The following is a 26,419-nucleotide window of genomic DNA, read 5'->3' on the forward strand; positions in this document are numbered from 1 at the left end:
CAAGCTCAGGCCTGCCAGTCTTCGTCGTGCTGGGCTGCGTCCTGGTGAGGGACTAGGAGCGCGTCGTCCGACGACGACGCAGGACCAGGCCGGCTGCGCCTGCCAGCACGAGCGCCAGGGCCGTGCCCGAGGCGACCAGCACCTCGGTACCGGTCGTGGCGAGAGCGGCTCCGGGACGGGCCGGTGATGCCGGTGCTGCCGGCGCGGCGGGCGCCGCGGGTGCTGCCGGGGTGCTGGGCGCCGGGGTCGGGGTGGGCGCCTCGGCCAGGTACGTCACCGTGATGGTCGCCGACGTGAGGTTCCCCTCGACGTCGGTCACCTGGTAGGTCACCGGCGTCGGGTCGCCCTCGAAGCCGTCGAGCGGCACGAAGGTCACAGCACCCGTCTCGGGGTCGACGGTCCAGGTCCCCTCGCCGGGGACCGTGAGCGTCGTGACGAGCTCACCCGTCGCGGGGTCCACGAGCCTGACGCTGCTCGGGTCGAGGGTGCCCGTGTCGTTGCCGACCACGTCGACCGTCACGGGCGTGCCGCGGACGTTGTCCACGTCGACGTCGTCCTGCGCCTGCGGCAGGTACGTGACCACCACGAGCGCGGAGACGGGGTCTCCCGCGGTCCCGAGCACCTCGTAGGTGACGGGTGTCGGGTTCTTGGTGAACCCGTCCTCGGGCACGAAGGTGACCGTGCCCGTCTCGAGCTGGACGGTCCAGGTGCCCTCGCCGGGGACCGTGACCGTGAGGACACGCTCACCCGTCACCGGGTCGACGAGCCGCAGCGAGCTGCGGTCGACCGAGCCCGTGTCGTTCGGGAGGACGTCGACGACGACGGGCGAGCCCACGGTGTTGCCGTGCTTCGCGTCGTCGGTCGCGACGGGGAGGTACGTGACGGTGACCGTCGCCGAGACGAGGTCGCCCGTCGAGTCGGTGACCTCGTAGGTCACCGGGGTCGGGTTCCCCGTGAAACCGTCCGCCGGGGTGAAGGTGACCGCTCCGGTCGTGGGGTCGACCGTCCAGGTGCCCTCGCCGGGGACGACCAGCTCGGAGACGCGCTCTTCGCCGTCGACCAGCACGACGGTCGTCGGGTCGAGGTCGCCAGCGTCGTTGGTCAGCACGTCGACCGTGACGACCTCGCCGATGGTGTTGCCGTGGTCGACGTCGTCGGTCGCGTCGGGGACGTAGCCGACGGTCACCCGGGCGCTCGTGGTGTCGCCCGTCGTGTCGGTGACCTCGTAGGTGATGGGGGTCGGGTCGGTGAGGAAGCCGGCCTCGGGGGTGAAGACCACGGCGCCCGTCGTCGGGACGACGGTCCAGGTGCCCTCGCCGGGCACGACCAGACGGTCGGTGCGGGCGCTGCCGTCGACGAGCACGACGGTGCTCGGGTCGAGGTCGCCGGTGTCGTTGGTCAGCACGTCGACCGTGACGACGTCGCCGATGGCGTGTCCGAGGTCGGCGTCGTCGGCCGCGGCCGGGACGTAGTCGACCGTGACGACGGCCGTCGCCGTGAGGCCGTCCTCGTCAGAGATCCTGTACGACACCGGGGTCGGGTCGGTGAGGAAGCCGGCGACGGGGGTGAAGACGACGTCGCCGCCCTCGACGGTCCAGGTGCCCTCGCCGGGGACCACGAGCTGCAGACCGGTCGACGTGCTGGTGGCCGGGTCCCACAGGACGAGCGTGGTGGGGTCGAGCGGGCTGGTCGTCGCGGTGTCGTTGCCCAGCACCGGGACGCGGACGGTCTCGCCGATGGTGTTGCCGAGGTCCGAGTCGTCGGTAGCCGTGGGCGGTCCGACGACGGTCACGACGGAGGTGTCGCTGTTGTCGTCCTGGTCGCCGCGGTCCTGGACCGTCGCGGTGTTCTCGAGCGTCGTCCCGGGGGTGTCCGTGACGGCCTGGGTGTAGGTGATCGTGACGCTCTCGCCGACGTCGAGCCCACGGCGACCGTCAGCCGCGCCACCGAGGAGTGCGTGCTCGCGCGAGCACGTCACGGTGCTCGGCAGGGGTGAACCGACCACGGCGTCGCACGTGATCGGCCCGCGCTCGAAGGTGTCGTTGGTGCCGCCCGCGACGACCACCGAGGTGACCGACGTGGCGCCGTCGCCCGGGAGCGTGTCCGTGAGGGTGAGGATGTCGCCGCGCGTCATGGCCTCAGGGCCGTTGTTGACGACGGTGACGGCCCAGGTGACCGTCGAGCCGACAGGTGCACGGTCGGGCGAGCCTGTCGGAGCGCCGTCGACCGAGGCGGTCTTGGTCACGGCGAGGTCGTAGCCGCACTCGACCCAGTCGAGCTCGATCGAGCCGTCGGCGCCCTTGCCGGTCCCCGTCTGACGGCCCGAGGCCGCCGAGGTGACGTCGGAGGCTGTGCCCGCCACGAAGGACGAGCCACCGCCACCGCCGCCGCCGGCCACGGTGTTGATCCCGTTGTCGCTGTTCTTGATGATGGTCGACGCGCCGCCGCCACCGCCGGTGAGACCGGCACCGCCGCCGCCTCCGGCGTCGTAGTTCGGGTCGGCTGCACCGGCACCACCGGCGCTGCCGGCTCCAGCCTGGCCGTTCAGGCTCGGGTCGGTGCTGTGCACGCCGCCCGCGCCGGGCTGGCCGTCGCGACCGCCCTGACCGCCGCCGACCTGAGGTCCGCCCTCGAAGCCGTCGGTGCCGTCGGCACCTGCCGCGACCTCACCGGCACCGGCCGGGAGGCCAGCGTCTCCGCCGAAGCCGTCGGTGGTCACGGAGTGCCCGCCACCGCTGCCGCCGCCGCCGCCCGCCAGCACGGCGACGTCGTCGGGGGTGGTCCCGCCGAGGAACAGGACTGTCGAGCCGCCTCCGCCGGCACCACCGTGCTGGGAGACAGCCGTGCCGCCGGTCCCGCCGCCGTTGACGCCGCCTGCGCCGCCAGCCGCGTCGACGTTCTCACGCCCGCCTCCGCCGACGGTCCCGCTGAAGGTGGTCCCGGGTGTCACCGCGAAGGTCGCGGTGATTGCGGCCCCGGCGCCGTTCGACCCGGTGCCGTTGGCCCCCGCGGCCGAGCGTCCGCCGGCACCGCCGACGACTGTCGCGCGGACCGCGCAGATGCCGTCGGGGACGGTCCCGGCGACCTGCGCCCCGAGCCCGAAGCTCGAGGTCGATGCCTCGGGTGCCGGGGCGGCCCAGGCCGTGGCGGGCAGCGTCAGGCCGCCGAGCGCGAGGCTGAGGGCTGTCGCCGCGACGGCGGCAGGTCGGACGGACCGGCGCGCGGTGCGCGACGTCTCGGTCGTGGATGGTGGCTTCACGGGTGCTGCTCCTCCAGAGTGGGGTCACGTCTCGGTCCGGCCGAGATCGACGCGCGTCGCACTCTGAGAAGGCCGTCTCGCGGCTCGTCCAGGTCTCGGCGCCCACCTATGCTCGTGACCGGCTGGGCCCTCGGGGCGCGCGAGGGCCGGACTTCATCCCGGGTTTCATACTCCGCAGGGCCCGCAGGGCCCGCAGGGGACGGCCGACCTCACAGCGGTCCCAGACGGCGATGAGGAGACCTTTACGCGCCGGTCACCGCCGCGCAACGACGCGCGTCGGCACCGGGCCCAGGCTCAGAGCACGACGGTGGCTGCCGTCCGTTCCGAGAGGGAGTCACCCATGACCTACGTGAAGCCTGACGAGGTCCTCGCGACCGCCGTCGACGCCGGCGCGACCAAGGCGTCGCTGTCCACGACCGAGATGCTCGTGCGGGGGGTGCTCGGCGGTGCGATCCTCGCCTGCGCCACGACCCTCGCCTACCAGGCGACGGTCCAGACCGGTCAGCCGATCGTCGGGGCGCTCGTCTTCCCGGTCGGCTTCGTCATGATCGTGCTGCTGGGCCTCGAGCTGGTGACAGGGAGCTTTGCACTCATCCCGCTCGCGGTCGTCAAGGGCCGGGCGAGCGTCGGGGCGATGCTCCGCAGCTTCGGTCTGGTCCTCGCCGGGCACGTCGTGGGGGCTGCCGGCTACGCGGCGATGTACGTCGCGGTCATCAGCCGGATGGGGACGGACACCGAGAACCCTCTCGTGGCGAACCTCGTGCAGATCGCCGAGACCAAGACCCTCGGCTACGAGGCCCTCGGTGCGAGCGGCCTCGCGCTGGTGCTCGTCAAGGCTGTCCTGTGCAACTGGATGGTGACCCTCGGGGTCGTCATGGCGATGACCTCGAGGTCGACGGGCGGCAAGATCGTCGCCATGTGGCTGCCGGTGACGACGTTCTTCGCGCAGGGCTTCGAGCACGCTGTCGTGAACCTCTTCGTCATCCCCGCGGGCATGATGCTCGGCGCCGACGTCACCGTCGGCGACTGGTGGCTGTGGAACCAGCTTCCGGTCCTCGCCGGGAACCTCGTCGGGGGCGTGCTGCTCACCGGCCTCGGGCTGTACTGGGCGCACCGGCGCGGGCTGGAGGCGCTGACGGCGTCGGGTGCGCGGGCTGGGCTGACGGGGGACGTGGCGGGCGCGGGGGCGCAGGTGGCTGCCGCTCCGAGCGCACCGGCGCTCCAGGACGCGTGACCGGCGCCTGACCGCACCAGATCTGGGAGGGGTGGACCTGGGAGGGACGGATCCGTAGGACCGGCGACTGCGGACCTGGGGCCGACCTGCGGACCGCGCGCACCGCTCACGGGTGGCCCCATGACGCGCTCCCGTCCACCATGGAGCGATGAGCGCACCTCGAGAGCATGTCGTCGGACAGATCCTCGCCCTCAGCACCGACGAGGTCCCCTTCACCTTCACGCCGTCGGCCGACGGGGTGACAGGGGTGTGGGACTACGCCGACGCGCGGTGGGTGGGCTTCGTGTCGGCAGGCACGATCGACCGTGACTACAGGCTCGAGGTCAGCCTGCACGAGGACTCGACGTACACCCTCGTCGACCACACCTCGGCGACCCAGGCCCGGGTCGGCGCCGGTGGGGCGAGCGTCAGCACGTCGAGGTTCCGCGGGACCGTCAGGTCGAAGAGCTTCAACAAGAGCTTCGCGCCGCTCGCGACAGACCACGGTCAGGCCGGGCACTCCTTCGGGTGGCGCTTCGACGCCGACGAGATGAAGACCCCCGTGCGGCAGGTGCTCGAGCAGGCGGGCTGGACGCCGCGCAGACGCGGGTTCTGGGACCGGCTCACGGGCCGCGGATGATCTGCGAGGCCGTCGCGCGTGGCCCCGTGGGTCGTGCGACCATAATGGTCAGCAGGCGATCCCGGAGCGACGGGGCACGCATCCCGTTCTCGCAGGACTCGAGGTGAGCATGAGCCCGATCCCCTTCGCGCTGCCACCCCGGCTGCCGGACGTGGTCTCGACGTGGACCCTCAGCTCCTACGACGCGCTCGGGACGATGCGCGCCGGTCTGACCGACGCGGTCTCGGCGACGACGACCGAGCAGCCCCGGCGTGGTCGCTCGACCCTGCGGAACATGCTCCTGGCCAGCAGCGAGCTCGCGACCAACGCCCTCAAGCACGCGCGGTCGTCGGCCCGGGTGGTCCTCAGCACCGACGGGCAGACGTTCCTGCTCGACGTCGTCGACCGCGCCAAGGACTCCGTCCCCACGCGTGCGGCGGGCCGCAAGCCGGGCGAGGGTGGATTCGGTCTCGTGCTCGTCGCCCGCGTCTCGGACGAGTGCGGCTGGTATGTGAGCCACGACGAGAAGCACATCTGGGCGACCTTCCCGGCGCGCGACGAGGGCTGATCGCAGCTGAGCGCTGGGAACGGCCTAGGTCCACTCGAGGCGGTCCGGGTCCCAGGTACGACCGACGCTCGTGGAGCCGAACGCTGGGTCGAGCAGTCGGGCGACCAGTGCTGTCGCGAGCTCGACCGTCGGGAGGTCTGAGGTGTACCTCGTCGAGGTGGCCAGAGGCGGGTAGTCCCGTCTCCACTCTTCGGGTACCGCGAAGGCGCTGCGTGCCGGAAGCGATCGCATCACTCGCTCTCCGCGGATCGCGTCGCGCAGAGCGGTACCGTCGATCCGTTGGGTCCGTGCGAACACCACCAGGTCGACCAGGTCGCGTGGTCGGCTCGACCCCCGTCCCCTGCTGTACACAGTCTCGGTCGCGCAGACCTTGTCGGCGATGTGGTCGACCACCGGGTACAGCCGGACGACGGGTGCCTCGACCCCTGGGATGTCCAGCGGCGAGCGGGCGCGCTCGATCTCGGGATCGCTCGTCATGAGAGACCCCGTGACCAGGTCGACGCCGAACCTGTCGACCATCTTGATCCCGCAGTAGGCGACGATCATGACCCGGCAACCGTCGACCTGAGGCTGGACGTTGTCTCGCTCCGCGTTCCTGACCGCCTCGACGACGAACCGGAAGTGGTCGTCCATCGGGGTGTCGAGAGCAGTCCTCAGTGCGGAGACCGCGTCGTCGAGGTTCCCCAGGCTCCGGAGGAGATCGACGTCTTTGCTGTGCCGAGCATCGTCCACCCGGAGGAGCATCGCCGTCCCACCCTTGAGGACCCACGGTGAGCCTGCTGCCGCGAAGACCCGCGCGACGAAGCGAGAGAAGGTGAAGAGCCTGATGTACTCGGAAGCGGGCTTCGAGGTGGTCTTCGACCGATGACGAGCCTTGTCGGAGACCGCCCTCCAGAGAGCGGACCCGGTCTCGTACCCCGAGGAGCTCATCGAGATCCAGTCGGTCGAGCTGCGGCTTCCACACTCGAGCCGTCGGCCGAGGTGCCCTCCGAGACGCCTCCGGCGCGCCCGCCGGACGCCACCACGAAGGTGCCGAGGACATCTCGGAGTCGTGCGATGGCATCGCGGTTGGACGGGACCTCAGCCCATCTGGACACGCGTTCGCTAAGTCTCTGGACGGCCTGGCGAGAAGGTTCAAGCGCAACCGAGAGCCCGTCCGAGGCCGTGAAGACTCCCGCCGTGATCTTCGCAGTCGACTGCTGGACCTCCTTCGCCATCCGCTGAAGCTCGGGGTCCGAGAGTGTCCTGAGGATCGTCAAGATGTCGTCGGGGATCGCATGTCCTGAGGGACGACGGGTCGTCTCGGCTGAGGTGAGCTCGGCAGGGGGCATGTCGGAGAGGTCGATGAGGCGAGCCGTCAGCTCCTGACCGTCACGGCTGCCTCGCCTGGGCGCGACGTGGTCCAGGGCTGGCGCGAGCGACTGTCGGTCGACAAGTCCTCTGCGGAGCGCTTCGGCGGTCAGCGAGGCCATGTGGTCGAGGTCGTGACCGTCGTCCAGCAGGTCGGAGATGGTCCGAGCTGCGGTCGTGACGGGAAGTCCAGACGAGAGAGTCACCTCGGACCTGCCGAGCAGGGTCCTGCGGACACGGACACCTGTCCGGCGTGACTGGAACCGCTCCGGCAGGAGGAACTCGTGCTCGTCAGCCAAGAGGTCGCCGATGCCGTGCAGCTGCGCTGCTGAGGCGTGCGACACGACGCCCGCAGATGTCAGGTCGGCGAGTCTCTCCTCGGCTCGTGCCGAAGGCCGGAGCGTCAGCCAGGAGGATCGGAGTGAGAGCAGCGGGTCCCCCTGGACCGAGGGGGTGGCGTACACACCGTGCTCTAGGCGGTCCAGGATGCCAGACTCGACCAGGCGGGTCAGCTGCATCCGGGTCACGCCCTCTGCCTGGGCCTGGGCGGACGTGAGAAGACCCCACTGGCTCGCAGCCAGGTCATTCGCGCGGACCACGACTTCGGTCTTCATGCTGCAATAGTAACACGCAGGGTGTTACTAAAGCAGAGAGATGGCGTAGCGGGTGATGGAGATTGTGGCCTCTCTGGAGCCTTCTCTATCCCTCGCTGCGTCGCGTCGGCGGGGTGACCGTGACGACGCACCACGGCAGGAAGCGCTGCACGAGAGGCCCGACGGCGATCGCGTAGAGGACCGTCCCGAGACCGACCGTCCCGCCGAGCAACCACCCGGCGACGAGCGCGGTGACCTCGATGCCTGTGCGGACGAGCCGGAGCGACAGCCCGGTCTGGCGCGACAGCCCTGTCATGAGCCCGTCGCGCGGCCCGGTGCCGAGCTGGGCCCCGATGTACAGCGCTCCGCCCAGGGCGTTGAGCACCACGCCCGCCACCAGGATCGGCACCTGGAGCGCTAGGCCGTCGACCTCGGGGACCAGGCGCAGCGACGCGTCGATGACCACCCCGACGAGCAGGGCGTTGGCGAGCGTGCCGAGCCCAGGGGCCTGGCGCAGCGGGATCCACAGCGCCAGGACCGCGAGGGACATGAGGACCACCACGGTACCGATGGACAACGGGGTGCTGCGGGAGATGCCCAGGTGCAGCACGTCCCAGGGGCTCAGCCCCAGACCGCTGCGCAGCACCATGGCGAGCGACACCCCGAAGAGCACCAGCCCGAGCACGAGCTGGACGAGACGACGAGGCATGCGACCGGCGCGCAGCTGCTCGAGGGGGGTGAGGTCCTGGAGGACGCGGGGTGAGGTCACCGGCTAACCGTAGGTGCTGAGGCGGGGTGCGTGGTCACCGCCGGGACCGCGCCCCGGCGGGTCGGACCCTGGCGACGTCAGGCGTAGAGGTCGATGTCTCCCGTGCGGCTGCGGTCCCGCGACGGGGCCTCGGTCTGCTGGGCAGGTGTGGGCGTCGCGGCCCGGCTCGTCTGGCCCTCGTGAGCCTTCTCCTGCTCTCGGGCGAGGGCAGTGGTCGCTGCTGCGAGGGAGAGCGCGGCCGCCTCCACGGCCGCCTGGTCCACCTCGATCGTCGCCTGGGGCGCCTTGTCGAAGACGTCCTGCGACAGCTTCTTCTGCGCGGCGGAAAGCTGCTTGACCGCCCTGTCGTACGCCTGCTGCGCGGGTGACCCGCTCGTGGCTGTCGCGCTGCCGCCTGTCGTGCCTACGCTCGTCGTGCCTGCTTCGATCCGGATCCCGGACATCGGTTGCCTCCCAGCTCGTACCTCAGACCCTCATGATCGACCGGTGCCGGAAGGTCATGAGGGTCTGACCAGGCACTTCACCCGCTCGCCGGTCGCTGACAAATCCGTTGCCCCGGGCTGCACCCGCTCGATAGCGTCGTCGTCATGCCACACGACCTCATGTCCCAGCTGGATGCCGCCGCCCGGTCCACAGGCTTCAGCGGCGTCGTCCGCATCGACCGCCCCGACGGCGAGAGCGAGTCGCGGGCCTACGGCTGGGCCGACCGCGCCCGGGGCCAGGCGATGACCGTCGACCACAGGTGCGGGCTCGCGAGCATCTCGAAGGGCTTCACGGCCCTGGCCGTGGGGGCGCTCGTCGACGACGGTCTGCTGAGCCTCGACAGCCCGGTCCGCCCGGTCCTCGGCGACGACCTCCCGCTCGTCGACGACGCCGTCACCGTCGGGCAGCTGCTCTCGCACACGGCGGGCATCGGCGACTACATCGACGAGTCGGCCGGCGGTGACATCAACGACTACGTGGTCGACAGGCCGCTGCACCTGCTGGGCACGACCGAGGCCTTCGTCCCGATGCTCGACGGGCGACCGCAGGTGAGCCCACCCGGGTCGACCTTCGCGTACTGCAACAGCGGGTTCGTGGTCCTGGCACTGGTGGCCGAGAGGGTCTCGTCGCTGACCTTCCACGACCTGGTCGAGCAGCGGGTGCTCGGACCTGCCGGGATGGTCTCGACCGGGTACCCGCGGACCGACGAGATCTCCGGTGACACGGCTCTGGGGTACCTGGAGGAGACGGGGGACAGGACCAACGCGCTGCACCTGCCCGTCCGGGGCAACGGTGACGGCGGTGCTGTCGGCACCGTGGCCGACCTCGCGGCCTTCTGGTCGGCGCTCTTCGCCGGGCGGATCGTGACGCTCCCGACGTTCCAGGCGCTGACCGAGCCCGTCAGCCATGTCGAGGGAGACCACATGAGGTACGCCCGCGGCTTCTGGCGGGGCTGGTCCTCCGAGACCGTCCTGCTCGAGGGCTACGACGCAGGGGTCTCGGGCCGGACCTGGCACGACCCGGCGTCGGGGGTCACGGGATCGGTCCTCGCCAACACCTCGAACGGCGCGTGGCCCGTGCTGGAAGCACTGAGCTGGGCATGAGGACGATCTCGCTCACACGTTGAGCCTGTACCCCCGCTTGACCACTGTCGCCACGAGCCGCGGCTCGGGCAGGGACGCGCGCAGCCGGCTCATCGCCATGTCGAGGGCGTGCTCGTTCTGCGCCTCCGGCAGGTGCGCCATGAGGTCCTTGCGGGTCAGCACAGCACCCGTGCTGGCGGCGAGGGCGCGGAACAGCGCGAGCGGAGCCGGCGCCAGCTGACCGGCCCGGCCCTCGAAGACCACGGACCGCCCACGGATCTGGACAGGGCCGAGGGCTGTCGAGAGCTCGGTCACCTGGTGCAGCGCGAGGTGCTCGCACACCAGCCTGATGAGCGCCCCCATACGGAACCTCTCGGGGATGATCGGCGTCACGCCGGCCACCTCGAGCGGCCCCGCGGTCACCGGACCGACAGCCGCCGCGACCACGTCGGTGCGCAGCGCGTCGAGCAGCTGGTCGAGGACACCCTGCTCGATCGCCGAGGTGAGGAAGGCGTCGACCGCCGGGGCGCTCGTGAAGGTCACGACGTCGAGGTTCCGGGCGCAGACCGCGTCGATCAGCCTGGGCAACCTCTCCGCGCCGTCGGGCTTGACCCAGCGGTAGGGCTCGACGGTGAGCACCCGGGCACCGCCCGCCCGCAGCCTCTCGAGCTGCTGCCCGTCGGTGTACCCGTGCAGCTGGACGGCGACGGTCCGGCCCTCGACGCCCTCGTCGAGCAGCATGTCGATCACCGACGCCGTGCGCTCGTCGTGCGCGATGCCCACGTCGTCGAGCCCGGCGGCCCGCACGGCCCCGCGGGCCTTGGGCCCCCGGACGAAGATCCGGGCAGCCTGCAGTACGTCGGTCAGCGCGTCACCGAGACCGGCGGCGTCCGCCGCCTCGCTCCAGCGGCGCATGCCGTAGGCGGTCGTGACGACCAGGACGTCGGGCGGGGTCTCGAGGATCGCCCGGGTGTCGGCGAGCAGGTCGACGTCTTCCTCGACGGGGGCGATGCGCAGCGCCGGGGCGTGCATCACCTGCGCCCCGCGTCGTTCGAGGGCCGCGATGAGGTCGTCCGACCGCCGGTCCGACGTCACGCCGATCCGGAACCCCGAGAGCTGGTCGTTGCTGAACTCGGTGACAGCGGACGTGTCGTCGGCAGCGTTCATCCAGATACTCCTAGCGAGGCGCCCGCCAGCTCGGTGAGCTCACGGGGCCAGTCGTGGCCGAGGCGGACGACCTCGCCGATGACGAGGACGGCCGGGTTGGAACATGCCGCGAGCGTAGCCGCTGAGGTCGCCTCGCCGAGAGTCGAGCAGGTCGTGCGCTGGTTCATGCTGTACCCGCGCTCGACCACGGCCACGGGCATCTCGGTCGTCATGCCGGCGCGGCGCAGACCCGCGAGGGTCTGGTGCATGGTCCCGATCCCCATGAGCACGACGATCGTGCCGCCGAGCCCGGCGAGGTGCTCGCACTCCGACGCCGTGAGCGGCACGTGGCCTGAGACCACCGTGAACAGGCGGGAGACCTCACGGTGCGTCACGGGGATGCCCGCGGCAGCCGGGACGGAGACTGCCGAGGTGATGCCCGGGATGACCCGCACGGGGATCCCGGCCTCGCGCGCGGCGGCGGCCTCTTCCGAGCCGCGCCCGAACACGTAGGGGTCCCCGCCCTTGAGCCTGACGACAGTCTCCCCGGCGCGAGCGCGGTCAACCATGAGGGCTTCGATCCCGCGCTGCGTGATCGCGTGATGGCCCGGGCGCTTGCCCACGTCGACCAGCTCCGCACCGTGCGTCAGCTCGGCGAGGTTCTCGTGCGGGGCGAGACGGTCGTAGAGCACCACGTCCGCGTCGGCGAGAGCCTGGCGGCCCGCGACGGTCAGCAGCTCGTCCTGCCCGGGGCCACCACCCACGAGGATCACCTGACCCCCGGGGGCCGCGGCGTCCTCGCGGACCACCAGGTGCGTCTGCCGCAGCCGGACGAGGACCTCGTCCCACCCGCTCTGGTAGTCGTCGACGGCCACGACCAGGCGCACGTCGTCGAGGGAGGCGAGGTCGACGTCGGCCGGGGTGTGGGCCGTGCGGACCACCGCCCCGGCGTGCGTGCAGCGCCGCAGGGCGCGTCGGGCGCTGTGCGCGGTGCCGAGGATCAGCACAGTGGTGCCGGTGAGGTCGAGGTCGAGGTTCACGGGTCAGCCCTCCTGGTTCTCGGTACGCACGGGGATGCTCAGCCCGGCCAGCATGACGGGTCGGCGCACGGGCTCGTCGAAGCTCTCGATCCCCGGACCGAGGTCGCCGGCCCGCTCGGCGGCCGTCGCCGGACGGCGCTGCCCGCGCTCGCGGACGTAGGCGGTCGAGTCGTCGGCCTCGGTCGGGGCGTTGACGAAGGACCTGAACCTGCGCAGCCTGTCAGGGTCCTTGAGGGTCGCCGCCCACTCGTCCTCGTAGTGCTCCACGTGCAGGGCCATCGCGGCCTCGAGGTCCGCGCCGATGCCCAGGGAGTCTTCGACGACCACCTGGTGCACGTGGTCGACACCGCCGTCGAGGTCCTCCATCCAGCGGGCCGTGCGCTGCAGGCGGTCGGCCGTGCGGATGTAGTACATGAGGTAGCGGTCGACGTAGCGGATGAGGGTCTCGTCGTCGAGGTCCTTCGCGAGCAGCTGGCCGTGGACGGGCTGGAACCCGCCGTTGCCACCGACGTAGAGGTTCCAGCCGGTGTCTGTCGCGATCACGCCGACGTCCTTGCCGCGGGCCTCGGCGCACTCGCGGGCGCAGCCGGACACCCCCATCTTGAACTTGTGCGGGGCACGCAGGCCTCGGTAGCGGAGCTCGAGCTGGATGGCCATGGCGACCGAGTCCTGCACGCCGAAGCGGCACCAGGTGGAGCCCACGCAGGACTTCACGTTGCGCAGCGCCTTGCCATAGGCCTGGCCGGACTCGAAGCCGGCCTCGACCAGTTGCGCCCAGATCTCCGGCAGCTGGTCGAGCCGGGCACCGAAGAGGTCGATGCGCTGCCCACCGGTGATCTTCGTGTACAGCCCGAACTCGATCGCGACCTGCGCGATGACCGCGAGCTTCTCCGGGGTGATCTCGCCGCCGGGGATGCGCGGGACGACCGAGTACGAGCCGTCCTTCTGCATGTTCGCCAGGGCGCGGTCGTTGGTGTCCTGGAGGGCGCCGCGGCCCGGGTCGAGCACGTAGTCGGTGTGCTGCGAGGCGAGGATCGACCCGATGGCCGGCTTGCAGATGTCGCAGCCGCGCCCGGTGCCGAATCGCGCGAGGATCTCCTCGAAGGAGGTCAGCCCGAGGGCGCGGACACCCTCGAAGAGCTCCGCGCGCGACATGGGCACGTGCTCGCACATGGCCTTCGACACGGCGACGCCGGCCTTGGTGAGCTCACCCTCGAGGAGCTTCTTGAGCATCGGCACGCACGAGCCGCACTGGGTGCCCGCCCGGGTGCAGGTCTTGAGCTTTCCCAGGTCGTGGCACGGGGCGGTCTTGCCGTCGCCGTGGACCGCGGCGCGGGCCGTGCCGACGGCCACGTTGTTGCAGGAGCAGAGGATCGCGTCGTCGGGCAGCTCGGTCTGCGGCGCCTCGCCGCCGCCGGCCGCGGCGATGAAGGCCCCCGGCTCGGCGCCGAGCTCGCGGCCCAGCAGGGGGCGCAAGGACGTGTAGGGCGTGGCGTCCCCGACGAAGATGCCGCCGAGGAGGGTCTTGGCGTCGCCGGTGACGACGATCTTCTGGTACATCCCGCGGGCCGGGTCGGCGTAGACGATCTCGAGGCAGTGCTCGGTCGTCCCGAAGGCGTCACCGAAGCTCGCGACGTCCACGCCCGACAGCTTGAGCCGGGTCGCGGTGTCGAATCCCGGGAAGGTCGCGGCCCCGCCGTGCAGGCGGTCGGCGACGACCTCGGCCATCGTGTTCGCGGGGGCCACGAGACCCACGCACCGCCCCTCGAAGCTCGCGACCTCGCCGATCGCCCAGATGCCCGGGACCGAGGTCGAGCAGTCGTCGGAGATCTTCACACCCCCGCGCGGCCCGGTCACCAGACCTGCCGACGCGGCGAGCTCGTCGCGGGGGCGGATGCCGATCGCCGCGACCACGAGGTCGGCGGCGAGCTCGGCGCCGTCTCCGAGCTCGAGGGCGACCACCCTGTCGTCCTCGACGAGGACGCCGACGGGGCGCACCCCGCAGTGCACCTCGATGCCCGTCGACGCGATGAGCCGACCGAGGGCCTGCCCGCCGCCCTCGTCGAGCTGGGCGTTCATCAGCCAGCCGGCACCGTTGACCACGGCGGCTTCGGCGCCGAGCTCTTGCAGGCCGCCCGCGGCCTCGAGGCCGAGCAGACCGCCGCCGACCACGACAGCCCGGGGTGCCCGGCCGAGCTCCCCGGCCAGGCGCGTCACCTCGGCGGCGAGACCCCAGACGTCGTCGACAGTCCTGTACACGTGGGTACGGTCGCCGTTCGGGAAGGTGAGGCGTGCCGCGTCGGAGCCTGTGGCGAGCACGAGCTCGTCGTAGGTGACGGTGCCGCTCGTCGTCTGGACGGTCCTGGCCGCCGCGTCGACCGCGACGGCCCGCTCGCCGGTCCGCAGCGTGACCGCCGGGTGCTCCCAGAGCTCTCCGCCGCCGAGGGTGAGATCGACGTCGCCGACGAAGGCCTTGCTCAGCGCGACGCGGTCGTAGGGCTGGTGCACCTCCTCCGCGATCACGGTGACCCGCAGGTCCGAGGTGTCGCGCGAGGCCATGGCCTCGACGAAGCGGTGGGCAGCGGGCCCACCGCCGACGACCACGACGTGGCGGGCTGGGGGCGTGCCGTCGGTTCCGGTCATGCGAGTACCTCCAGGGGGCTGCGGCGAGTTCCTCGACCGTACGGGCGTGCCGTTTCCCTCCCGTTGCCCTCGGGTGTCCCGGGGGTCACCAGGTTGTCACCGCCGTCCAGGGCAGCAGTGAGAAGAAGGTCACGAGAGGGAAACCCTGCGCCGACCTCCGGGAAACACCTCGTCGATAGCGTCGGGCTCACCGACGGTCACCGCGACCCTCACCTACCTACCCACCCACCGCACGACGCCACTCCACGTCAGGAGCCCGACATGACCGAGACGCTCATCGCCCGCCCCCGGACCACCCGCGCCCAGCAGTGGCGCCGGGTCTGCAGGATCGACGACCTCGAGACCGGGTGGGGAGAGGCCGCCATGGTCGACGGCGCGCAGGTCGCGCTGTTCCGCCTCGCCGACGCCGGGGTCTACGCGGTGAGCCACCGCGACCCCGCGACGGGCTCGCACGTCATGGCACGTGGCATCACCGGGTCGAAGACCGTCGCTGCGGGGGAGCGGGTGACCATCGCGTCGCCGTTGCACAAGCAGGTGTACGACATCGTCACGGGGGAGTGCTTCACCCACCCCGCGCTGCACCTGCAGACCTACCCGGTGCAGGTGGTCGACGGGTACGTCGAGGTCGCCCTCGAGGTGGCGACCGCTGTGGCGGCCGAGGCCGAGGTGCGGGTCGCGGCGTGACGGTGCTCGGACCGGGCGTCCTGCACGAGCGTGCCCGGGGTGCGGTCGACCGCGCGCCCGTCCTCGTCGCCTGCTCGCACGGCACGTCCTCGATCGTCGGGCAGCGTGCTGTCAGGGACCTCGTCGATGCCGTCGCGCTCCGCCGCCCGGACCTCGACGTGCTCGGCTGCTGCGTCGACGTCCAGCAGCCCGACGTCCCGACCACCCTCGCAGAGATCGGTGACGAACCCGTCCACATCGTCCCGCTGCTGCTCTCGGCGGGCTTCCACGTGTACGTCGATCTCGCAGAGGCTGCAGCCGAGGCGCCCGACGCCGTGGTGCGGCCCGCGCTCGGGCCGGACCCGCGGCTCGTGCGCCAGCTCGTGACGCGTCTCGACGAGGCCGGTCTGCGGCCCGAAGACGCCGTCGTGCTCGCCGTCGCCGGATCCTCCGACGCCCGTGCCGTCGACGACTGCGAGGTCATGGGCCGCATGCTCGGCCACGCGATCGGCCGCGAGGTGCTCGTCGGCTACATCTCCGCCGTGAAGCCAGCCCTGCCCGACGCCGTCGAGACCGCGCGCTCGCGGAGCGGCGGCGGCCGCCGGGTCGTCGTCGCGACCTATCTGCTGGCCCCGGGCTATTTCGCCGACCTCGCGGGCCGCGCGGGCGCCGACGTGGTCACCGAACCGCTGCTGAGCGCCGCCGACCCGGCCCCGCACGAGATGGTCGAGCTCGTGGTCGAGCGGTTCGGGATGTAGCTGAGGTCCCTTCGCACGGGACGGCGGACCGGTCACGATCGCGGCTCCCGCTCCCACCGGCGATAGGTTGGATGCATGACTGATCCACGTGGAACCTCCCCCCTGACCGCCCTCGTCAACGGCTACGTCGTCCCCGTCGCCTCTGCCCCCGTCGAGCGCGGGACCGTCCTGCTGCGCGGCGGCACGATCGTCGCCGTGGGCGCCGACGTCGAGATCCCGGCCGACGCGACCGTCGTCGACGTCGAGGGCAAGTGGGTGCTGCCCGGTTTTGTCGAGTCCCACGGGCACGTCGGGATCGACGAAGAGGGCAACGGCCCGATCGGCAACGACGTCAACGAGATGACCCGCCCGACCACGCCCGGTGTCCGCGCGATCGACGCGGTGAACATCGACGACGAGGGCTTCCGGGACGCGTTGTCCGGCGGTATCACCTCGGTCGTCGTCAAGCCGGGCTCCGGCAACGTCATCGGTGGGCAGACCGTCGCGATCAAGACGTGGGGCGGGCGCACGATCGACGAGCAGGTCATCAGCGAGTCCGTGAGCGTGAAGTCCGCTCTCGGCGAGAACCCCAAGCGTGTCTACGGCGAGAAGAAGCAGATGCCGTCGACCCGTCTCGGTGTCGCGTTCATCCTCCGCGAGGCCTTCGCCAAGGCGCAGCACTACGCGGCATCGCGGGTCGCCGCAGAGAAGAAGGGTGAGCCCTTCGCCCGGGACCTCGACCTCGAGGTCCTCGCCCGCGTCCTCGACGGCGAGCTCGCCTGGGACCAGCACGTGCACCGTCACGACGACATCGCGACCGCGATCCGCCTCGCCGACGAGTTCGGCTACCGCCTGGTCATCAACCACGGGACCGAGGGGCACAAGCTCGCCGACGTCCTGGCTGAGCGCGACATCCCGGTGATCTACGGGCCGATGCTCACCAACCGCAGCAAGGTCGAGCTCCGCGACCGCGCGATCACCAACCTCGTCGCCCTCGCCAAGGCCGGTGTCCGCGTCGCGATCACGACCGACCACCCGGTGATCCCCATCAACCTGCTCGTCACCCAGGCGACGCTCGCGGTGCGCGACGGGCTCCCGCGCGAGACCGCCCTCGAGGCACTCACCACCAACCCTGCGTCCTTCCTCGGGCTGGGTGGCCGCATCGGCGCCCTCGCCGAGGGGCTCGACGCCGACGTCGTCGTGTGGTCGGGCGACCCGCTCGACTCCATGTCGCGGGCGGAGCGCGTGTTCATCGACGGCCGAGAGGTCTACACCTGGGACGCCGAGGCAGGCGTCGGTCGTGCTGTCGAGCGCCTCGGCCGCCGCGCGGGCTGAGACTGTCGGAGGGTCGTCGGAGACTGGTTGGCATGGAAGCACACCTGCCGTCCGCTCAGACGGCGCGGCTGCGACTCGAGCCGCTCGCGCCGTCTGACTCAGGCGACCTCTTCCGCGTCTACAGCGACCCGCGCACCTGGGTGCACCTGCCGTCGGGCCGGCTCACGCGGGTCGAGCAGGCGCAGGAGCGGGTCGAACGGTCTGCCCGGGACGTGGAGCGGCACGGGCTGGGTATGTGGGCGGTCCGGGTCAGCGCCGAGGGTGCGGACGCCACGCTCCAGGCCGGGACCTTCATCGGTTCTGGAGGCGTGGGGTACGCGGCGGAGGCTGAGGTCTGGAACCTCGGCTACAGGCTGGACCCGGCGGCGTGGGGTCGAGGCTTCGCCTCGGAGATCGCCCGGGCTGCCGTCGCTGCCGCCGCCGACGTGACACCGCAGGTCCCCGTGACCGCCCGCGTGCTCTCGAACAACCCGGCATCTGTCGCGGTGCTCGAGAAGATCGGTCTCACCCTCGTCTGGGAGGGTCAGCGACCGGATGCAGCACCAGCGCCCGACGGCGCTGCTCCACCCACCCGGAGGATCTACGCGGACCGTGACCTCACGCCCGCGGCGATGCGCTGGCTCGTCGCGCACGCGTAGGCGCCGTCTCGCGACCTCGTCTCAGGTCCTGCCGTCTGGGGGTGGCTCGCGGTCCGGGACGCGCCCCCAGCGACCGAGCGGGCGCGCACCACGTGACGACGTGCGCGTCGGGCAGGATGGAACGATGACTGCCGACGCCCCGCCGACTCCTGGACCACTGAGCCTCCCCGAGCTCGTCGGGGCGCGTGTGAGGCTCCGCGGCTGGCGGTCGACGGATGCCCACGCGGTCCGCGAGGCGTCCTACGACCCGCTCATCCCGGTCATCACCTCGGTGCCCACGGTCGACAGCGAGGAGGAGGCGCTCGCCTTCGTCGAGCGGCAGCAGGGCCGTCTCCGCGAGCGGGTGGGCTATCCCTTCGCCGTCGCCGACGCGGACGACCGCGCCGTCGGCTTCATCATCCTGCAGCTCCGGGGCGCGGAGGGTGCGCGCGGCAGCATCGGCTACTGGACCTGCCCGTCGCAGCGGCGGCGCGGGTACGCGGCCGAGGCCGTCGAGGTCCTCACGGCGTGGGCGCGGGACCTTCCCGACCTCGACAGGCTCGAGCTGTACGTCGAGCCGTGGAACGAGGGGTCGTGGCGTGCCGCCGAGTCCGCGGGCTACGAGCGCGAGGGGCTGCTCCGCGCCTGGGAGCGGGTCGGCGGCGAGCCGCGAGACATGTACATGTACGCGCAGCTGACCGCCGGTTCCTCGGCCCGCGGCGAACACCGGCCCTCCTGACGCCCGAGCGCTGGCCGCGCGCCGCCCGGCGCTGCAAGACTGATGCTGGCCGTCGCGGTGACCGACGCGCGGCCAGGACGAGAGCGAGGACGGTTCGATGACGCACAGCACTCAGCCCGACGACAGCACGCAGGACACCCAGGCGGACGGCCGGGCGTCTGGAGGCGCGCGCTGGACGAGCCTGCGGGTGCGGCTGGTCGCCGACGACTCCCTCATCCGCGCCGAGGTCGGCCCGGCGGACCTGTCCTACGACGAGGCGCACGCGCTCGTCCAGGCCGAGCTGGACGTCCTCCCCGGAGCCGAGGTGCTCGCCGAGCAGTGGCGCGACGTCGCGGTCGGCGAGGCCGTGTACACGCCGACGTCGGAGGGGATGGCGCTCTGGGCGCTCGTCGAGCACGACGGCGACCCTGTGCCCGCCGCGGACGTCTGGCTCGAGGAGTACGCCGAGCGGATCCGAGCGACAGGGATGCCCGTGCAGGTCGCGCGCGTCGTCGAGGCTCCGGAAGAGCTCTGACGCGCGTCTGCGCCGCCGATCGGTCCGTCCGAACCGACCGCACGGAGCCCTGGCTCCCAGCCGGGGCTGATCGGGAGCTGGCACCGCAGCCGTCGTCCGCGGCCGCTCAGGGCTCTCAGGTGTCGGTCGTCAGCTGGAGCGGCAGGCCTTGAGGTAGCTCAGGAACGACGCCTGCAGGCCTGTCACGTGCGTCTCGCGCAGCACCTCGCTCGAGACGGCGTCAGCCAGACCCTTGCCGTGCAGCTGGTCGAGGACCGAGAGGACCGTGCGCGCGAGCCGTCGGTAGATCGGCAGGTGCCCGAAGATCTCGACCTCGTTGAGCGTGACGTGCAGCCGGGGGACCGTGGAGCCCGGGCTGCGGTCGGGGAGGGCGTCCAGCATCGTGAACACCTCGCTGTCCGTGCTCGCGACACCGGGGGTCCCCGCCCCGAAGGTCGCGAAGGGGGTCCCGCCCCGCAACCAGGCGTACAGCGCGAAGAGGCCGCCGTAGGAGTAGCCGAAGAGCCCGTGCCCCGACTCGCTCACCCGGAGCTCCGACTGCAGCCGAGGGTGGAGCTCCTCGGTCAGGAAGTCGAGGAAGACGTCTGCGTGGGTGTCTGCCAGCATCGCCAGATAGGCGTCCGCGTGCTCGGCAGTCATCGCCCCCGTCTCCCGGGCCGAAGTGACGGCGGCAACCATCTCCTCGCTCACGGGCTCTCCGGGCGGCACCAGGTCGCGGTTGCGGAGCTGCGCCCAGTCCGCCGCCTCGTCGCCGGCAAAACCCACGGTCACCTGGACGTACGGCTCGACCGTCAAGAACGGGTCCGCCTGCGTGACGATCAGAGGCGCCGTGAGCCCGACGCTCCAGTTGCCGTCCACCACGTAGACCAGCGGCAGCGGCTCTGCGGACTCGGCGTAGCCGGGCGGGGTGGTCACCCAGACGCCGTACTGGTTGCCGGACCGTGCCGTGATCTCGAAGTAGGTGGTGTCGGGCAAGCAGCCGTGCAGGATCGTGCTCATCAGGCGTCCTCGTCTCGCGGGTTGTCGAACAACGACAGGTGTCGTGGTCAATCTACGACAGGTGCCGTGGTTCGTCTACCATCGTCTGCATGGCACGCAACGACGGACGACGCTCTGCCCTTGCCGACGCGGGGATCCGTGTCCTGGCAGACGAGGGGGGCCGTGGGCTCACCCACCGCGCTGTCGACGCGGCGGCCGGGGTCCCGCGGGGGACGGCCTCCAACTTCTTCCCGACGCGCGACGACCTCGTCGCGGCTCTGGTCGACCGCATCGAAGAACGGCTCGCCCCCGACCCCGACGCCGTCGCTCGCCTCAAGGAGGGCACGATCGACCGAGCGGCCTTCGCCGAGCACCTGCGTGACCTCGTCCGGCGGCTCAGCGCGACGCCGCACCTCGCCCTCGCCCTGTTCGAGCTCCGGCTCGAGGCGGCGAGGCGGCCGAGCGTGGCCGCATCGCTCGGCGCGTGGAGGCGGCGCGACTTCGAGGCCGACGTCGCCTTCAGTGCGAGTGCGGGACTGCCCGCAGGACGGGTCGAGCTCGCGCTGTTCCACTACGCCATCGACGGGCTCATGCTCGACCGTCTGACGGCTCCCATGGACGAGAGCCTGTCGATCGAGGCCGTCGTCGACGAGTATGTCGAGCGGCTCCTGCGCTGACCTGGGTCGCGGTCCAGCGGCGAACCGCTCCGCAGCGGAGCGTACGATCGTACCTATGAGCATCATCGAACCCGGCGACGACCGCACCATGTACCAGCGCATGCTGGACGGCGACCTCTACATCGCGGACGACCCGCAGATCGGCGAGAGCGTCGCGAAGACGCAGGACCTCCAGCAGGCCTACAACGCGACGACGGCTCGTCAGGGGCCGCTGCGCACGCTGATCCTCGACGACCTGCTCGGCTCCGTCGGCGCGGACACCGAGTTCCGTCCGCCGATCTACGTCGACCTCGGAAAGAACATCACCGTCGGCGCTCGGTGCTTCACCAACTTCAACCTCACAGCCCTCGACGTCGCCCCGATCACCATCGGGGACGACGTGCTCATCGGCCCGAACGTCCAGCTCCTCACGCCGACGCACCCCGTCGAGCCCGGCCTGCGCCGTGACAAGTGGGAGGCCGCCAAGCCCATCACGATCCACGACAACGTGTGGCTCGGCGGCGGCGTCATCGTCTGCCCGGGCGTGACGATCGGCGAGAACTCCGTCGTCGGCGCCGGGTCTGTGGTGACCAAGGACGTCCCGGCGAACGTGGTCGTCGCCGGCAACCCGGCCCGGGTGGTCCGCGAGATCTGAGCGGTCCCGCGCCTTCCGCCCCTAGTCCGCGGTGCTCCTCCGGACGAAGGTCAGGTGCACCACGCCGCTCTGGGACGGCGTCGCCTCGATGTCGAAGCGCTCCTCGAGCCCTTCGAGCCCGTCCCAGAGCCGTTCGCCCCGGCCGAGGACGACAGGTGCGACGACCACGTGCATCTCGTCGACCAGGTCGGCCGCGAGGAACTGCCGGATCGTCGTGGCACCGCCGCCGAGCCTGACGTCGAGGTCCCCCGCGAGGTCCCGGGCCTGCGCGAGGGCCTCGGCGGGCTCGGCGTCGACGAAGTAGAACGTCGTCCCGCCCTCCATCTCGAGCGGCGGGCGCGGTCGGTGGGTCAGGACGAGGACAGGGGTGTGGAAGGGCGGGTTCTCGCCCCACCAGCCCCGCCACTCCTCGTCGCTCGGTGCGCCCTCGAGGGGCTCGAACTTGTTGCGGCCCATGATCTCGACGCCGATCCCGTCGGCCCACCGGCTCGCGAAGGCCTCGTCGACCCCGACCGACCCCGCGCCGTCGCCGTGCAGGCCCATCCGCCGGAAGGTCCGGGTGGGGAAGGCCCACCCCATCAACCTCGAGCCGGCGTGCCCGAACGGCGTGTCGAGCGACTGCCCCTCGCCCGTGCCGAAGCCGTCGAGGGACACCGTGAAGTTGTGGACTCGGACGAGGGACATGCTGCCTCCAGGTCGACGGTCAGACGTCCGCAGGCGGGCGCAGGTGCGCAGGTGCCCTGCGTGCCCGCGCGGGCTGGGCGTCGGTCTGCCGACTGTATCGCCGGGCGGCCGCCGCGTCACTGCCTCACCGTGCGTCAGACCGGCCGTGCTCCAGGCGCTCCGTGGTCGAGACCCCTCTGGCCCTGTCAGGGACGGAGGGGCTACGACTCACCCGAGTGCGCCTGGGCCGGGGTTCTCCGCCGTCGCCGGGTACCAGACACGGGCTCCGTCGACCTCCGCGAAGCTCGTGAGAGTGTGCGGCTTCGCCGAGGTCTGGCTCATGATGTCGAGGACCCCCACACCGCGGGCCACGAGCGCGTCGCCGACCAGCGACCTGTGGCAGCGCCACGGCACTGCCTCGGCGCACATGATCGCGACCTGGCGACGTCTCGCGAGCTCGAGCAGCTCGTCCACGCCTCGTGTGAAGTCGTCGGTCTGCATGTAGTCGGCGTAGCTGCGGAAGCTGGCGTTGCGCCACGCGCCGTTCACCGTCGCCTCCGACGTCCTCGTCCGGCGGAGCCCGCCGAGCGCCTCGAGGCGCCTGTAGGCGATCCCGTGCTCTGGGAGGCTGGCCGTGAGGGCGTCTTCGCCGAACTGCGGGTTCTTCCGAGAGCCCGCCATCTTGCGGATGTCGACCACCTGGTCGACGCCGTGCGACCGCAGGATCTCGACCAGCTCGTCGAGGGGGTGCGTCGAGTGCCCGACGGTGAAGACCCGGATCTGCGCCATCACCTCACCGTAACGGGGAGCCGCGCGGCGGGCCTTTCGTGACCTGGCTCACGCACCTACTGAGAGGTAGGACGCGCGCCTGAAAGTCCAGCGGTCGCGAGCATGATCATCCCCACGCCCTCGTGGGGGTGCTCCGGGGCGCGGGAGCGGATAAGTTCTCAGGGCTGCCCTGTGCCGGTCCTTCGGACTGTGCCACCGCTCGCACCGCGAGCCGGACTACGGCGCACCCTCTGCTCATCCGTCGCTCTGACGTCGACGGCCCTTCGTCTCCACCCTCCGCGACGTCGCGACCGCAGCCGAGCGCTGCGTGCCGTGCGCCCACCCGAACGGAACACATGTCTTCGCACACCCCTCGCAGAGACTGGATCGTGCTCGCCATCGTGGCGCTCGTCCAGCTCGTCGTCGTCCTCGACGGCACCATCGTCACCATCGCCCTGCCCCAGGCCCAGACGGACCTCGGCCTCTCGGACGGCGAGCGCTCGTGGGTCGTGACGGCCTACGCCCTCGCCTTCGGCGGTCTGCTGCTGCTCGGCGGGCGCCTGGTCAACTACCTCGGCCTCAAGAAGGCCTTCATGATCGGGATCGTCGGCTTCGCGATCGCCTCCGGCTTCGGCGGCGTCGTGCAGAACGGCACCGAGCTGATCATCGCCCGTGGTCTCCAGGGTGTCTTCGCGGCGCTCCTCGCACCGGCTGCCCTCGCGATCCTCACGATCACCTTCACCTCGGGACGTGAGCGCAACATCGCCTTCGCGGTCTTCGGGACCGTCGCGGGTGTCGGTGCCGCAGTCGGCCTGCTGCTCGGCGGCCTGCTGACCGAGTACGCGACGTGGCGCTGGTGCCTGCTCATCAACGTGCCGATCGCCGTGGTGATCGTCGTGGCCGGCTCGACCTCGCTGCGCCACTCCCCGCCGGACCGCGAGAACCCCATCGACGGCTGGGGTGCGCTGCTCGTCGTCCTGGGCCTCGGGGCTGTCGTCTTCGGTCTGACCGAGGCCGAGAAGAGCTGGACCTCGCCCCAGGTGATCGTCTCGCTGGTCCTCGGCGTGCTCCTCGTCGCGGCCTTCGTCGTCACCCAGGCCCGTCGTGCCCACCCGCTGCTGCCGCTGCGCGTCGTCACGCACCGCGTGCGCGGCACGGCCTTCGCGATCCAGGCGATCGCCGGTGCCGTGATGATCGGCTCGATGCTCTACCTCACGCTGCACCTGCAGATCGTGCTGGGCATGAAGCCCTTCGAGGCGGGTCTGGCGACCCTGCCGCAGACCGTGCTCATCATGGTCGTCGCCGGAGTCGGCTCGCGGTACCTCGAGGCCATCGGTCCCAAGCCCTTCCTCGTGCTCGGCCCGGTCCTCACCGCGGCTGGTCTGTTCTGGCTGTCCTTCATCACCGCGGGCGGCAGCTACGCCACGCACGTCCTGCCGGGTCTGGCCCTCACGGGTATCGGCATGGGCATGGTGTTCCTGCCGCTGCAGAACGTCGCGCTGCGCGGCGTCAGCCCGCAGGACGCAGGTGTCGCCGGTGCGCTCTCGACGGCGTCGATGCAGATCGGCGGGTCTGTCGGCCTGGCCGTCTGGACGACCGTCGCCGCCGGTGCGACCGGCAGCGCCATGACCATCGACGCGATGGTCGACGGCTACGGCGCGGTGTTCCTCGGCAGCGCGCTGCTCATGCTCGTGGGCGGGATCATCGCGCTCGTCGCGCTGCCCCAGCACGACCGCGCAGCCGTGGCCGCCGAGGAGAAGGTCATGGTCCCGACGGGGCACTGACAGCGCTGACGTCGCTGACGTCGCTGACGCAGGATCACGAGAGGGCAGGTGCCGTGCGCACCTGCCCTCTCGTCGTCCGTCCTGACGAGCGGACGGCGTCCTCAGGTCGTCTGCCGTGCCAGGCTCGCGAGCCCGCGGTCGACGAGGGAGACCATCCACGCGAAGCTCTCGTCGACGTCGGTGTCCAGCTGGAAGCCGCCCGAGCCCTCGATGTCCGCGAAGCCGTGCAGGACGCTGCGCAGCAGGCGCAGCGCGTGGATCTCCTGCGCGGGGTCGATCTCGTAGCCGTGGAGCACGGCGGCGAGGGAGGCGAGCAACCGGGTGCTGGCCGCCACGAAGGGGTCCTCGGGGTCGGTCGACCGGGCGCTGTTGGCGGCGTCGTAGCGCCCGGGATGCTCGCGGGCGAAGGTCCTCATGGCGTTCGCTGCCGCGGCGAGGGCCTCGGTACCCGAGCGGCCCTGGGTCGCGTCACGGACGGCGTCGGCCACCTCGTCTGCGCCGAGGACGGCGATCCTGTGGAGCAGGTCGGCCTGGCCGCTCACGTGCTTGTAGAGCGACGGCGTCTTGACGCCGAGCCGCTCGGCGAGCAGACCCATGCTGAGCCCGGCGAGGCCCACCTCGTCGGCGAGCACGGCGCCAGCCTCGGTCACCGAGGCCGGGGTCAGGGGCGCCCTAGCCACGGGTCAGCGTCTTGGCGAGGAACGGGAGGGTGAGCGCGAGGACCTCGTCGGGGGTCTCGGTGTGGGGGTAGTGGCCGGCGCCCTCGATCACGGCGAGCTCGCCGAGGCCCTCGGGCAGGTCGGCGAGGATGCGCTCGCCCTCGGCGCGCGGGTCGGTCCAGTCGGGGTCGGCGCTGCCCTCGACCACGAGCACCGGGCAGCGGACGTCTGCGAGCTGTGCGCCGGCGTCGGCGGGGGAGGTCTGGCACATCTTCTGGAGCACCTTCATGCGACCAGCCTCGCTCATCGTCGCGACGGTCCGCGCCAGCTCGGCGTCCCAGTCGGCGGGCTTGGTCGGCACGGCGAGGTCGAGGTACCGGGTCCAGGCGGGCAGGCTGCCTGTCGCGAGCACCTGGGCGAGCCGGGTGAAGCCCTTGCGGTAGCGGGGGGAGCGCAGGAGGCCGGAGACGTCGAGCATCGGCTGCTTGCGCGTGAAGGGCGCGAGCTCGACCACGCCGACGACGAGCTCGGGTGCTGTCGCGGCGGCGATGGTCGCCGCCCCGCCGCTGATCGACTGGCCGACGACCACGGCGGGCCTGCCGAGGTGGCGGACCAGCGCGACGAGGTCGCCGGCGATGTCGGTGCGGCTGAAGCCGTCCCACTCGACGCTCGACTCGCCGCAGCCGCGGATGTCGACGTTCGCGACCCTGTAGCCGGCGGCGACCAGCCCGGGGACGAGGAACCTGTAGGACCGCCGGGTGTCGCCCATCCCGTGGGCGAGGACGACGAGCGGTCCCTCGCCCACGAGGTCGTAGGCGAGGGTGCTGGTGCCGATGCTCAGGTGCTGGGTCATGACGTCCTCCGGACAGTGGCTAATGCTCCTAGC

Annotated in this window: 26 protein-coding genes; 13 read left to right on the forward strand and 13 right to left on the reverse strand. The window is 71.6% G+C overall.

Annotated elements, in window-relative coordinates; all coding sequences use genetic code 11:
• Positions 1-52: 52 nt before the first annotated feature.
• A complete protein-coding gene (locus HZZ10_RS19970; protein WP_179912023.1) occupies positions 53-3,259 on the reverse strand; it encodes an Ig-like domain-containing protein in 3,207 nt (1,068 codons plus the stop codon).
• Between the two features lie 340 nt (positions 3,260-3,599).
• Between HZZ10_RS19970 and HZZ10_RS00550 the strand changes: the two genes are divergently transcribed.
• The 3 genes from HZZ10_RS00550 to HZZ10_RS00560 all read left to right on the forward strand — a co-directional run bounded on the left by HZZ10_RS00550 (position 3,600) and on the right by HZZ10_RS00560 (position 5,659).
• The gene (locus HZZ10_RS00550; RefSeq protein ID WP_179912024.1) at positions 3,600-4,493 is read left to right on the forward strand and encodes a formate/nitrite transporter family protein; all 894 of its coding nucleotides are present in this window, start codon (positions 3,600-3,602) and stop codon (positions 4,491-4,493) included.
• 148 nt (positions 4,494-4,641) lie between these two features.
• Entirely contained in the window at positions 4,642-5,112 is a 471-nt protein-coding gene (locus tag HZZ10_RS00555; protein ID WP_179912025.1) for a hypothetical protein, read from the forward strand.
• A 109-nt stretch (positions 5,113-5,221) separates the two neighbouring features.
• Entirely contained in the window at positions 5,222-5,659 is a 438-nt protein-coding gene (locus HZZ10_RS00560; protein ID WP_179912026.1) for an ATP-binding protein, read from the forward strand.
• Between the two features lie 24 nt (positions 5,660-5,683).
• On the opposite strand, the gene HZZ10_RS00565 is transcribed toward HZZ10_RS00560, so the two are convergent.
• From HZZ10_RS00565 to HZZ10_RS00580, 4 genes are all read right to left on the reverse strand, one after another.
• A complete protein-coding gene (locus HZZ10_RS00565; protein ID WP_179912027.1) occupies positions 5,684-6,589 on the reverse strand; it encodes a nucleotidyl transferase AbiEii/AbiGii toxin family protein in 906 nt (301 codons plus the stop codon).
• Complete coding sequence (locus HZZ10_RS00570; RefSeq protein ID WP_056134858.1) at positions 6,586-7,623, reverse strand: type IV toxin-antitoxin system AbiEi family antitoxin domain-containing protein; 1,038 nt, start codon at positions 7,621-7,623, stop codon at positions 6,586-6,588. Before HZZ10_RS00570 ends, HZZ10_RS00565 begins: the two co-directional genes overlap by 4 nt.
• Positions 7,624-7,708: 85 nt before the next feature.
• On the reverse strand, positions 7,709-8,371 hold the full coding sequence (yczE, locus tag HZZ10_RS00575; protein ID WP_056134860.1) for a membrane protein YczE: 663 nt from the start codon (positions 8,369-8,371) through the stop codon (positions 7,709-7,711).
• A gap of 77 nt (positions 8,372-8,448) precedes the next feature.
• The gene (locus HZZ10_RS00580) at positions 8,449-8,814 is read right to left on the reverse strand and encodes a hypothetical protein (RefSeq protein WP_056134863.1); all 366 of its coding nucleotides are present in this window, start codon (positions 8,812-8,814) and stop codon (positions 8,449-8,451) included.
• 144 nt (positions 8,815-8,958) lie between these two features.
• Here HZZ10_RS00580 and HZZ10_RS00585 point away from each other — a divergent pair, with 144 nt between their 5' ends.
• The gene (locus HZZ10_RS00585) at positions 8,959-9,957 is read left to right on the forward strand and encodes a serine hydrolase domain-containing protein (protein WP_218928287.1); all 999 of its coding nucleotides are present in this window, start codon (positions 8,959-8,961) and stop codon (positions 9,955-9,957) included.
• Between the two features lie 12 nt (positions 9,958-9,969).
• Here the strand turns inward: HZZ10_RS00585 and HZZ10_RS00590 are convergent, their stop codons facing one another.
• From HZZ10_RS00590 to nirB, 3 genes are read right to left on the reverse strand one after another with little or no spacing between them, the layout of a single operon-like run.
• Positions 9,970-11,103 carry a uroporphyrinogen-III synthase gene (locus tag HZZ10_RS00590; RefSeq protein WP_179912028.1) on the reverse strand — a complete coding sequence of 378 codons (1,134 nt, stop codon included), beginning with the start codon at positions 11,101-11,103 and terminating at the stop codon, positions 9,970-9,972.
• On the reverse strand, positions 11,100-12,122 hold the full coding sequence (gene cobA, locus HZZ10_RS00595; RefSeq protein WP_179912029.1) for a uroporphyrinogen-III C-methyltransferase: 1,023 nt from the start codon (positions 12,120-12,122) through the stop codon (positions 11,100-11,102). The genes HZZ10_RS00590 and cobA overlap by 4 nt, the downstream gene beginning before the upstream one ends.
• A gap of 3 nt (positions 12,123-12,125) precedes the next feature.
• Entirely contained in the window at positions 12,126-14,765 is a 2,640-nt protein-coding gene (gene nirB / locus HZZ10_RS00600; RefSeq protein WP_179912030.1) for a nitrite reductase large subunit NirB, read from the reverse strand.
• A gap of 261 nt (positions 14,766-15,026) precedes the next feature.
• Between nirB and nirD the strand changes: the two genes are divergently transcribed.
• From nirD to HZZ10_RS00630, 6 genes are all read left to right on the forward strand, one after another.
• Entirely contained in the window at positions 15,027-15,449 is a 423-nt protein-coding gene (gene nirD, locus HZZ10_RS00605) for a nitrite reductase small subunit NirD (RefSeq protein WP_179912031.1), read from the forward strand.
• Positions 15,446-16,186, forward strand: a complete 741-nt coding sequence (locus HZZ10_RS00610; protein ID WP_308507445.1) for a sirohydrochlorin chelatase — start codon at positions 15,446-15,448, stop codon at positions 16,184-16,186. The genes nirD and HZZ10_RS00610 overlap by 4 nt, the downstream gene beginning before the upstream one ends.
• Before the next feature lie 75 nt (positions 16,187-16,261).
• The gene (locus tag HZZ10_RS00615; protein WP_179912032.1) at positions 16,262-17,500 is read left to right on the forward strand and encodes an amidohydrolase; all 1,239 of its coding nucleotides are present in this window, start codon (positions 16,262-16,264) and stop codon (positions 17,498-17,500) included.
• Between the two features lie 32 nt (positions 17,501-17,532).
• Positions 17,533-18,138: a GNAT family N-acetyltransferase gene (locus HZZ10_RS00620; RefSeq protein ID WP_179912033.1), complete on the forward strand. Its 606-nt coding sequence runs from the start codon at positions 17,533-17,535 to the stop codon at positions 18,136-18,138.
• Between the two features lie 124 nt (positions 18,139-18,262).
• A complete protein-coding gene (locus HZZ10_RS00625) occupies positions 18,263-18,856 on the forward strand; it encodes a GNAT family N-acetyltransferase (RefSeq protein ID WP_179912034.1) in 594 nt (197 codons plus the stop codon).
• Positions 18,857-18,953: 97 nt separating this feature from the next.
• Complete coding sequence (locus tag HZZ10_RS00630) at positions 18,954-19,370, forward strand: hypothetical protein (protein WP_179912035.1); 417 nt, start codon at positions 18,954-18,956, stop codon at positions 19,368-19,370.
• 129 nt (positions 19,371-19,499) lie between these two features.
• Here the strand turns inward: HZZ10_RS00630 and HZZ10_RS00635 are convergent, their stop codons facing one another.
• On the reverse strand, positions 19,500-20,369 hold the full coding sequence (locus tag HZZ10_RS00635; protein ID WP_179912036.1) for an alpha/beta hydrolase: 870 nt from the start codon (positions 20,367-20,369) through the stop codon (positions 19,500-19,502).
• Between the two features lie 89 nt (positions 20,370-20,458).
• Here HZZ10_RS00635 and HZZ10_RS00640 point away from each other — a divergent pair, with 89 nt between their 5' ends.
• Positions 20,459-21,025: a TetR/AcrR family transcriptional regulator gene (locus HZZ10_RS00640; protein WP_179912037.1), complete on the forward strand. Its 567-nt coding sequence runs from the start codon at positions 20,459-20,461 to the stop codon at positions 21,023-21,025.
• Between the two features lie 55 nt (positions 21,026-21,080).
• Positions 21,081-21,659, forward strand: a complete 579-nt coding sequence (locus HZZ10_RS00645) for a sugar O-acetyltransferase (protein ID WP_179912038.1) — start codon at positions 21,081-21,083, stop codon at positions 21,657-21,659.
• Positions 21,660-21,680: 21 nt separating this feature from the next.
• Here HZZ10_RS00645 and HZZ10_RS00650 read toward each other — a convergent pair whose 3' ends face one another.
• Together HZZ10_RS00650 and HZZ10_RS00655 are read right to left on the reverse strand one after the other, a co-directional pair.
• The gene (locus HZZ10_RS00650; protein ID WP_179912039.1) at positions 21,681-22,343 is read right to left on the reverse strand and encodes a dihydrofolate reductase family protein; all 663 of its coding nucleotides are present in this window, start codon (positions 22,341-22,343) and stop codon (positions 21,681-21,683) included.
• Positions 22,344-22,550: 207 nt separating this feature from the next.
• The gene (locus HZZ10_RS00655) at positions 22,551-23,111 is read right to left on the reverse strand and encodes a DUF488 domain-containing protein (protein ID WP_179912040.1); all 561 of its coding nucleotides are present in this window, start codon (positions 23,109-23,111) and stop codon (positions 22,551-22,553) included.
• A 368-nt stretch (positions 23,112-23,479) separates the two neighbouring features.
• Between HZZ10_RS00655 and HZZ10_RS00660 the strand changes: the two genes are divergently transcribed.
• Complete coding sequence (locus HZZ10_RS00660; RefSeq protein ID WP_308507446.1) at positions 23,480-24,874, forward strand: DHA2 family efflux MFS transporter permease subunit; 1,395 nt, start codon at positions 23,480-23,482, stop codon at positions 24,872-24,874.
• Between the two features lie 101 nt (positions 24,875-24,975).
• Here HZZ10_RS00660 and HZZ10_RS00665 read toward each other — a convergent pair whose 3' ends face one another.
• The gene (locus HZZ10_RS00665) at positions 24,976-25,554 is read right to left on the reverse strand and encodes a TetR/AcrR family transcriptional regulator (protein ID WP_179912042.1); all 579 of its coding nucleotides are present in this window, start codon (positions 25,552-25,554) and stop codon (positions 24,976-24,978) included.
• Complete coding sequence (locus tag HZZ10_RS00670; RefSeq protein WP_179912043.1) at positions 25,547-26,386, reverse strand: alpha/beta fold hydrolase; 840 nt, start codon at positions 26,384-26,386, stop codon at positions 25,547-25,549. The genes HZZ10_RS00665 and HZZ10_RS00670 overlap by 8 nt, the downstream gene beginning before the upstream one ends.
• Positions 26,387-26,419: the final 33 nt, after the last annotated feature.

Origin of the sequence: Sanguibacter inulinus (genome assembly GCF_013415325.1) — a bacterium.
GTDB classification, from domain to species: Bacteria; Actinomycetota; Actinomycetes; order Actinomycetales; family Cellulomonadaceae; genus Sanguibacter; species Sanguibacter inulinus.

Bases quoted from the DNA above. Each gene is read 5' to 3' on its own strand.
- HZZ10_RS00550 (WP_179912024.1), top strand. From the start codon at position 3,600: ATGACCTACGTGAAGCCTGACGAGGTCCTCGCGACCGCCGTCGACGCC.
- HZZ10_RS00555 (WP_179912025.1), top strand. From the start codon at position 4,642: ATGAGCGCACCTCGAGAGCATGTCGTCGGACAGATCCTCGCCCTCAGC.
- HZZ10_RS00560 (WP_179912026.1), top strand. From the start codon at position 5,222: ATGAGCCCGATCCCCTTCGCGCTGCCACCCCGGCTGCCGGACGTGGTC.
- HZZ10_RS00565 (WP_179912027.1), bottom strand. From the start codon at position 6,589: ATGAGCTCCTCGGGGTACGAGACCGGGTCCGCTCTCTGGAGGGCGGTC.
- HZZ10_RS00570 (WP_056134858.1), bottom strand. From the start codon at position 7,623: ATGAAGACCGAAGTCGTGGTCCGCGCGAATGACCTGGCTGCGAGCCAG.
- HZZ10_RS00580 (WP_056134863.1), bottom strand. From the start codon at position 8,814: ATGTCCGGGATCCGGATCGAAGCAGGCACGACGAGCGTAGGCACGACA.
- HZZ10_RS00585 (WP_218928287.1), top strand. From the start codon at position 8,959: ATGCCACACGACCTCATGTCCCAGCTGGATGCCGCCGCCCGGTCCACA.
- HZZ10_RS00590 (WP_179912028.1), bottom strand. From the start codon at position 11,103: ATGAACGCTGCCGACGACACGTCCGCTGTCACCGAGTTCAGCAACGAC.
- nirB (WP_179912030.1), bottom strand. From the start codon at position 14,765: ATGACCGGAACCGACGGCACGCCCCCAGCCCGCCACGTCGTGGTCGTC.
- nirD (WP_179912031.1), top strand. From the start codon at position 15,027: ATGACCGAGACGCTCATCGCCCGCCCCCGGACCACCCGCGCCCAGCAG.
- HZZ10_RS00615 (WP_179912032.1), top strand. From the start codon at position 16,262: ATGACTGATCCACGTGGAACCTCCCCCCTGACCGCCCTCGTCAACGGC.
- HZZ10_RS00620 (WP_179912033.1), top strand. From the start codon at position 17,533: ATGGAAGCACACCTGCCGTCCGCTCAGACGGCGCGGCTGCGACTCGAG.
- HZZ10_RS00625 (WP_179912034.1), top strand. From the start codon at position 18,263: ATGACTGCCGACGCCCCGCCGACTCCTGGACCACTGAGCCTCCCCGAG.
- HZZ10_RS00630 (WP_179912035.1), top strand. From the start codon at position 18,954: ATGACGCACAGCACTCAGCCCGACGACAGCACGCAGGACACCCAGGCG.
- HZZ10_RS00635 (WP_179912036.1), bottom strand. From the start codon at position 20,369: ATGAGCACGATCCTGCACGGCTGCTTGCCCGACACCACCTACTTCGAG.
- HZZ10_RS00640 (WP_179912037.1), top strand. From the start codon at position 20,459: ATGGCACGCAACGACGGACGACGCTCTGCCCTTGCCGACGCGGGGATC.
- HZZ10_RS00645 (WP_179912038.1), top strand. From the start codon at position 21,081: ATGAGCATCATCGAACCCGGCGACGACCGCACCATGTACCAGCGCATG.
- HZZ10_RS00650 (WP_179912039.1), bottom strand. From the start codon at position 22,343: ATGTCCCTCGTCCGAGTCCACAACTTCACGGTGTCCCTCGACGGCTTC.
- HZZ10_RS00655 (WP_179912040.1), bottom strand. From the start codon at position 23,111: ATGGCGCAGATCCGGGTCTTCACCGTCGGGCACTCGACGCACCCCCTC.
- HZZ10_RS00670 (WP_179912043.1), bottom strand. From the start codon at position 26,386: ATGACCCAGCACCTGAGCATCGGCACCAGCACCCTCGCCTACGACCTC.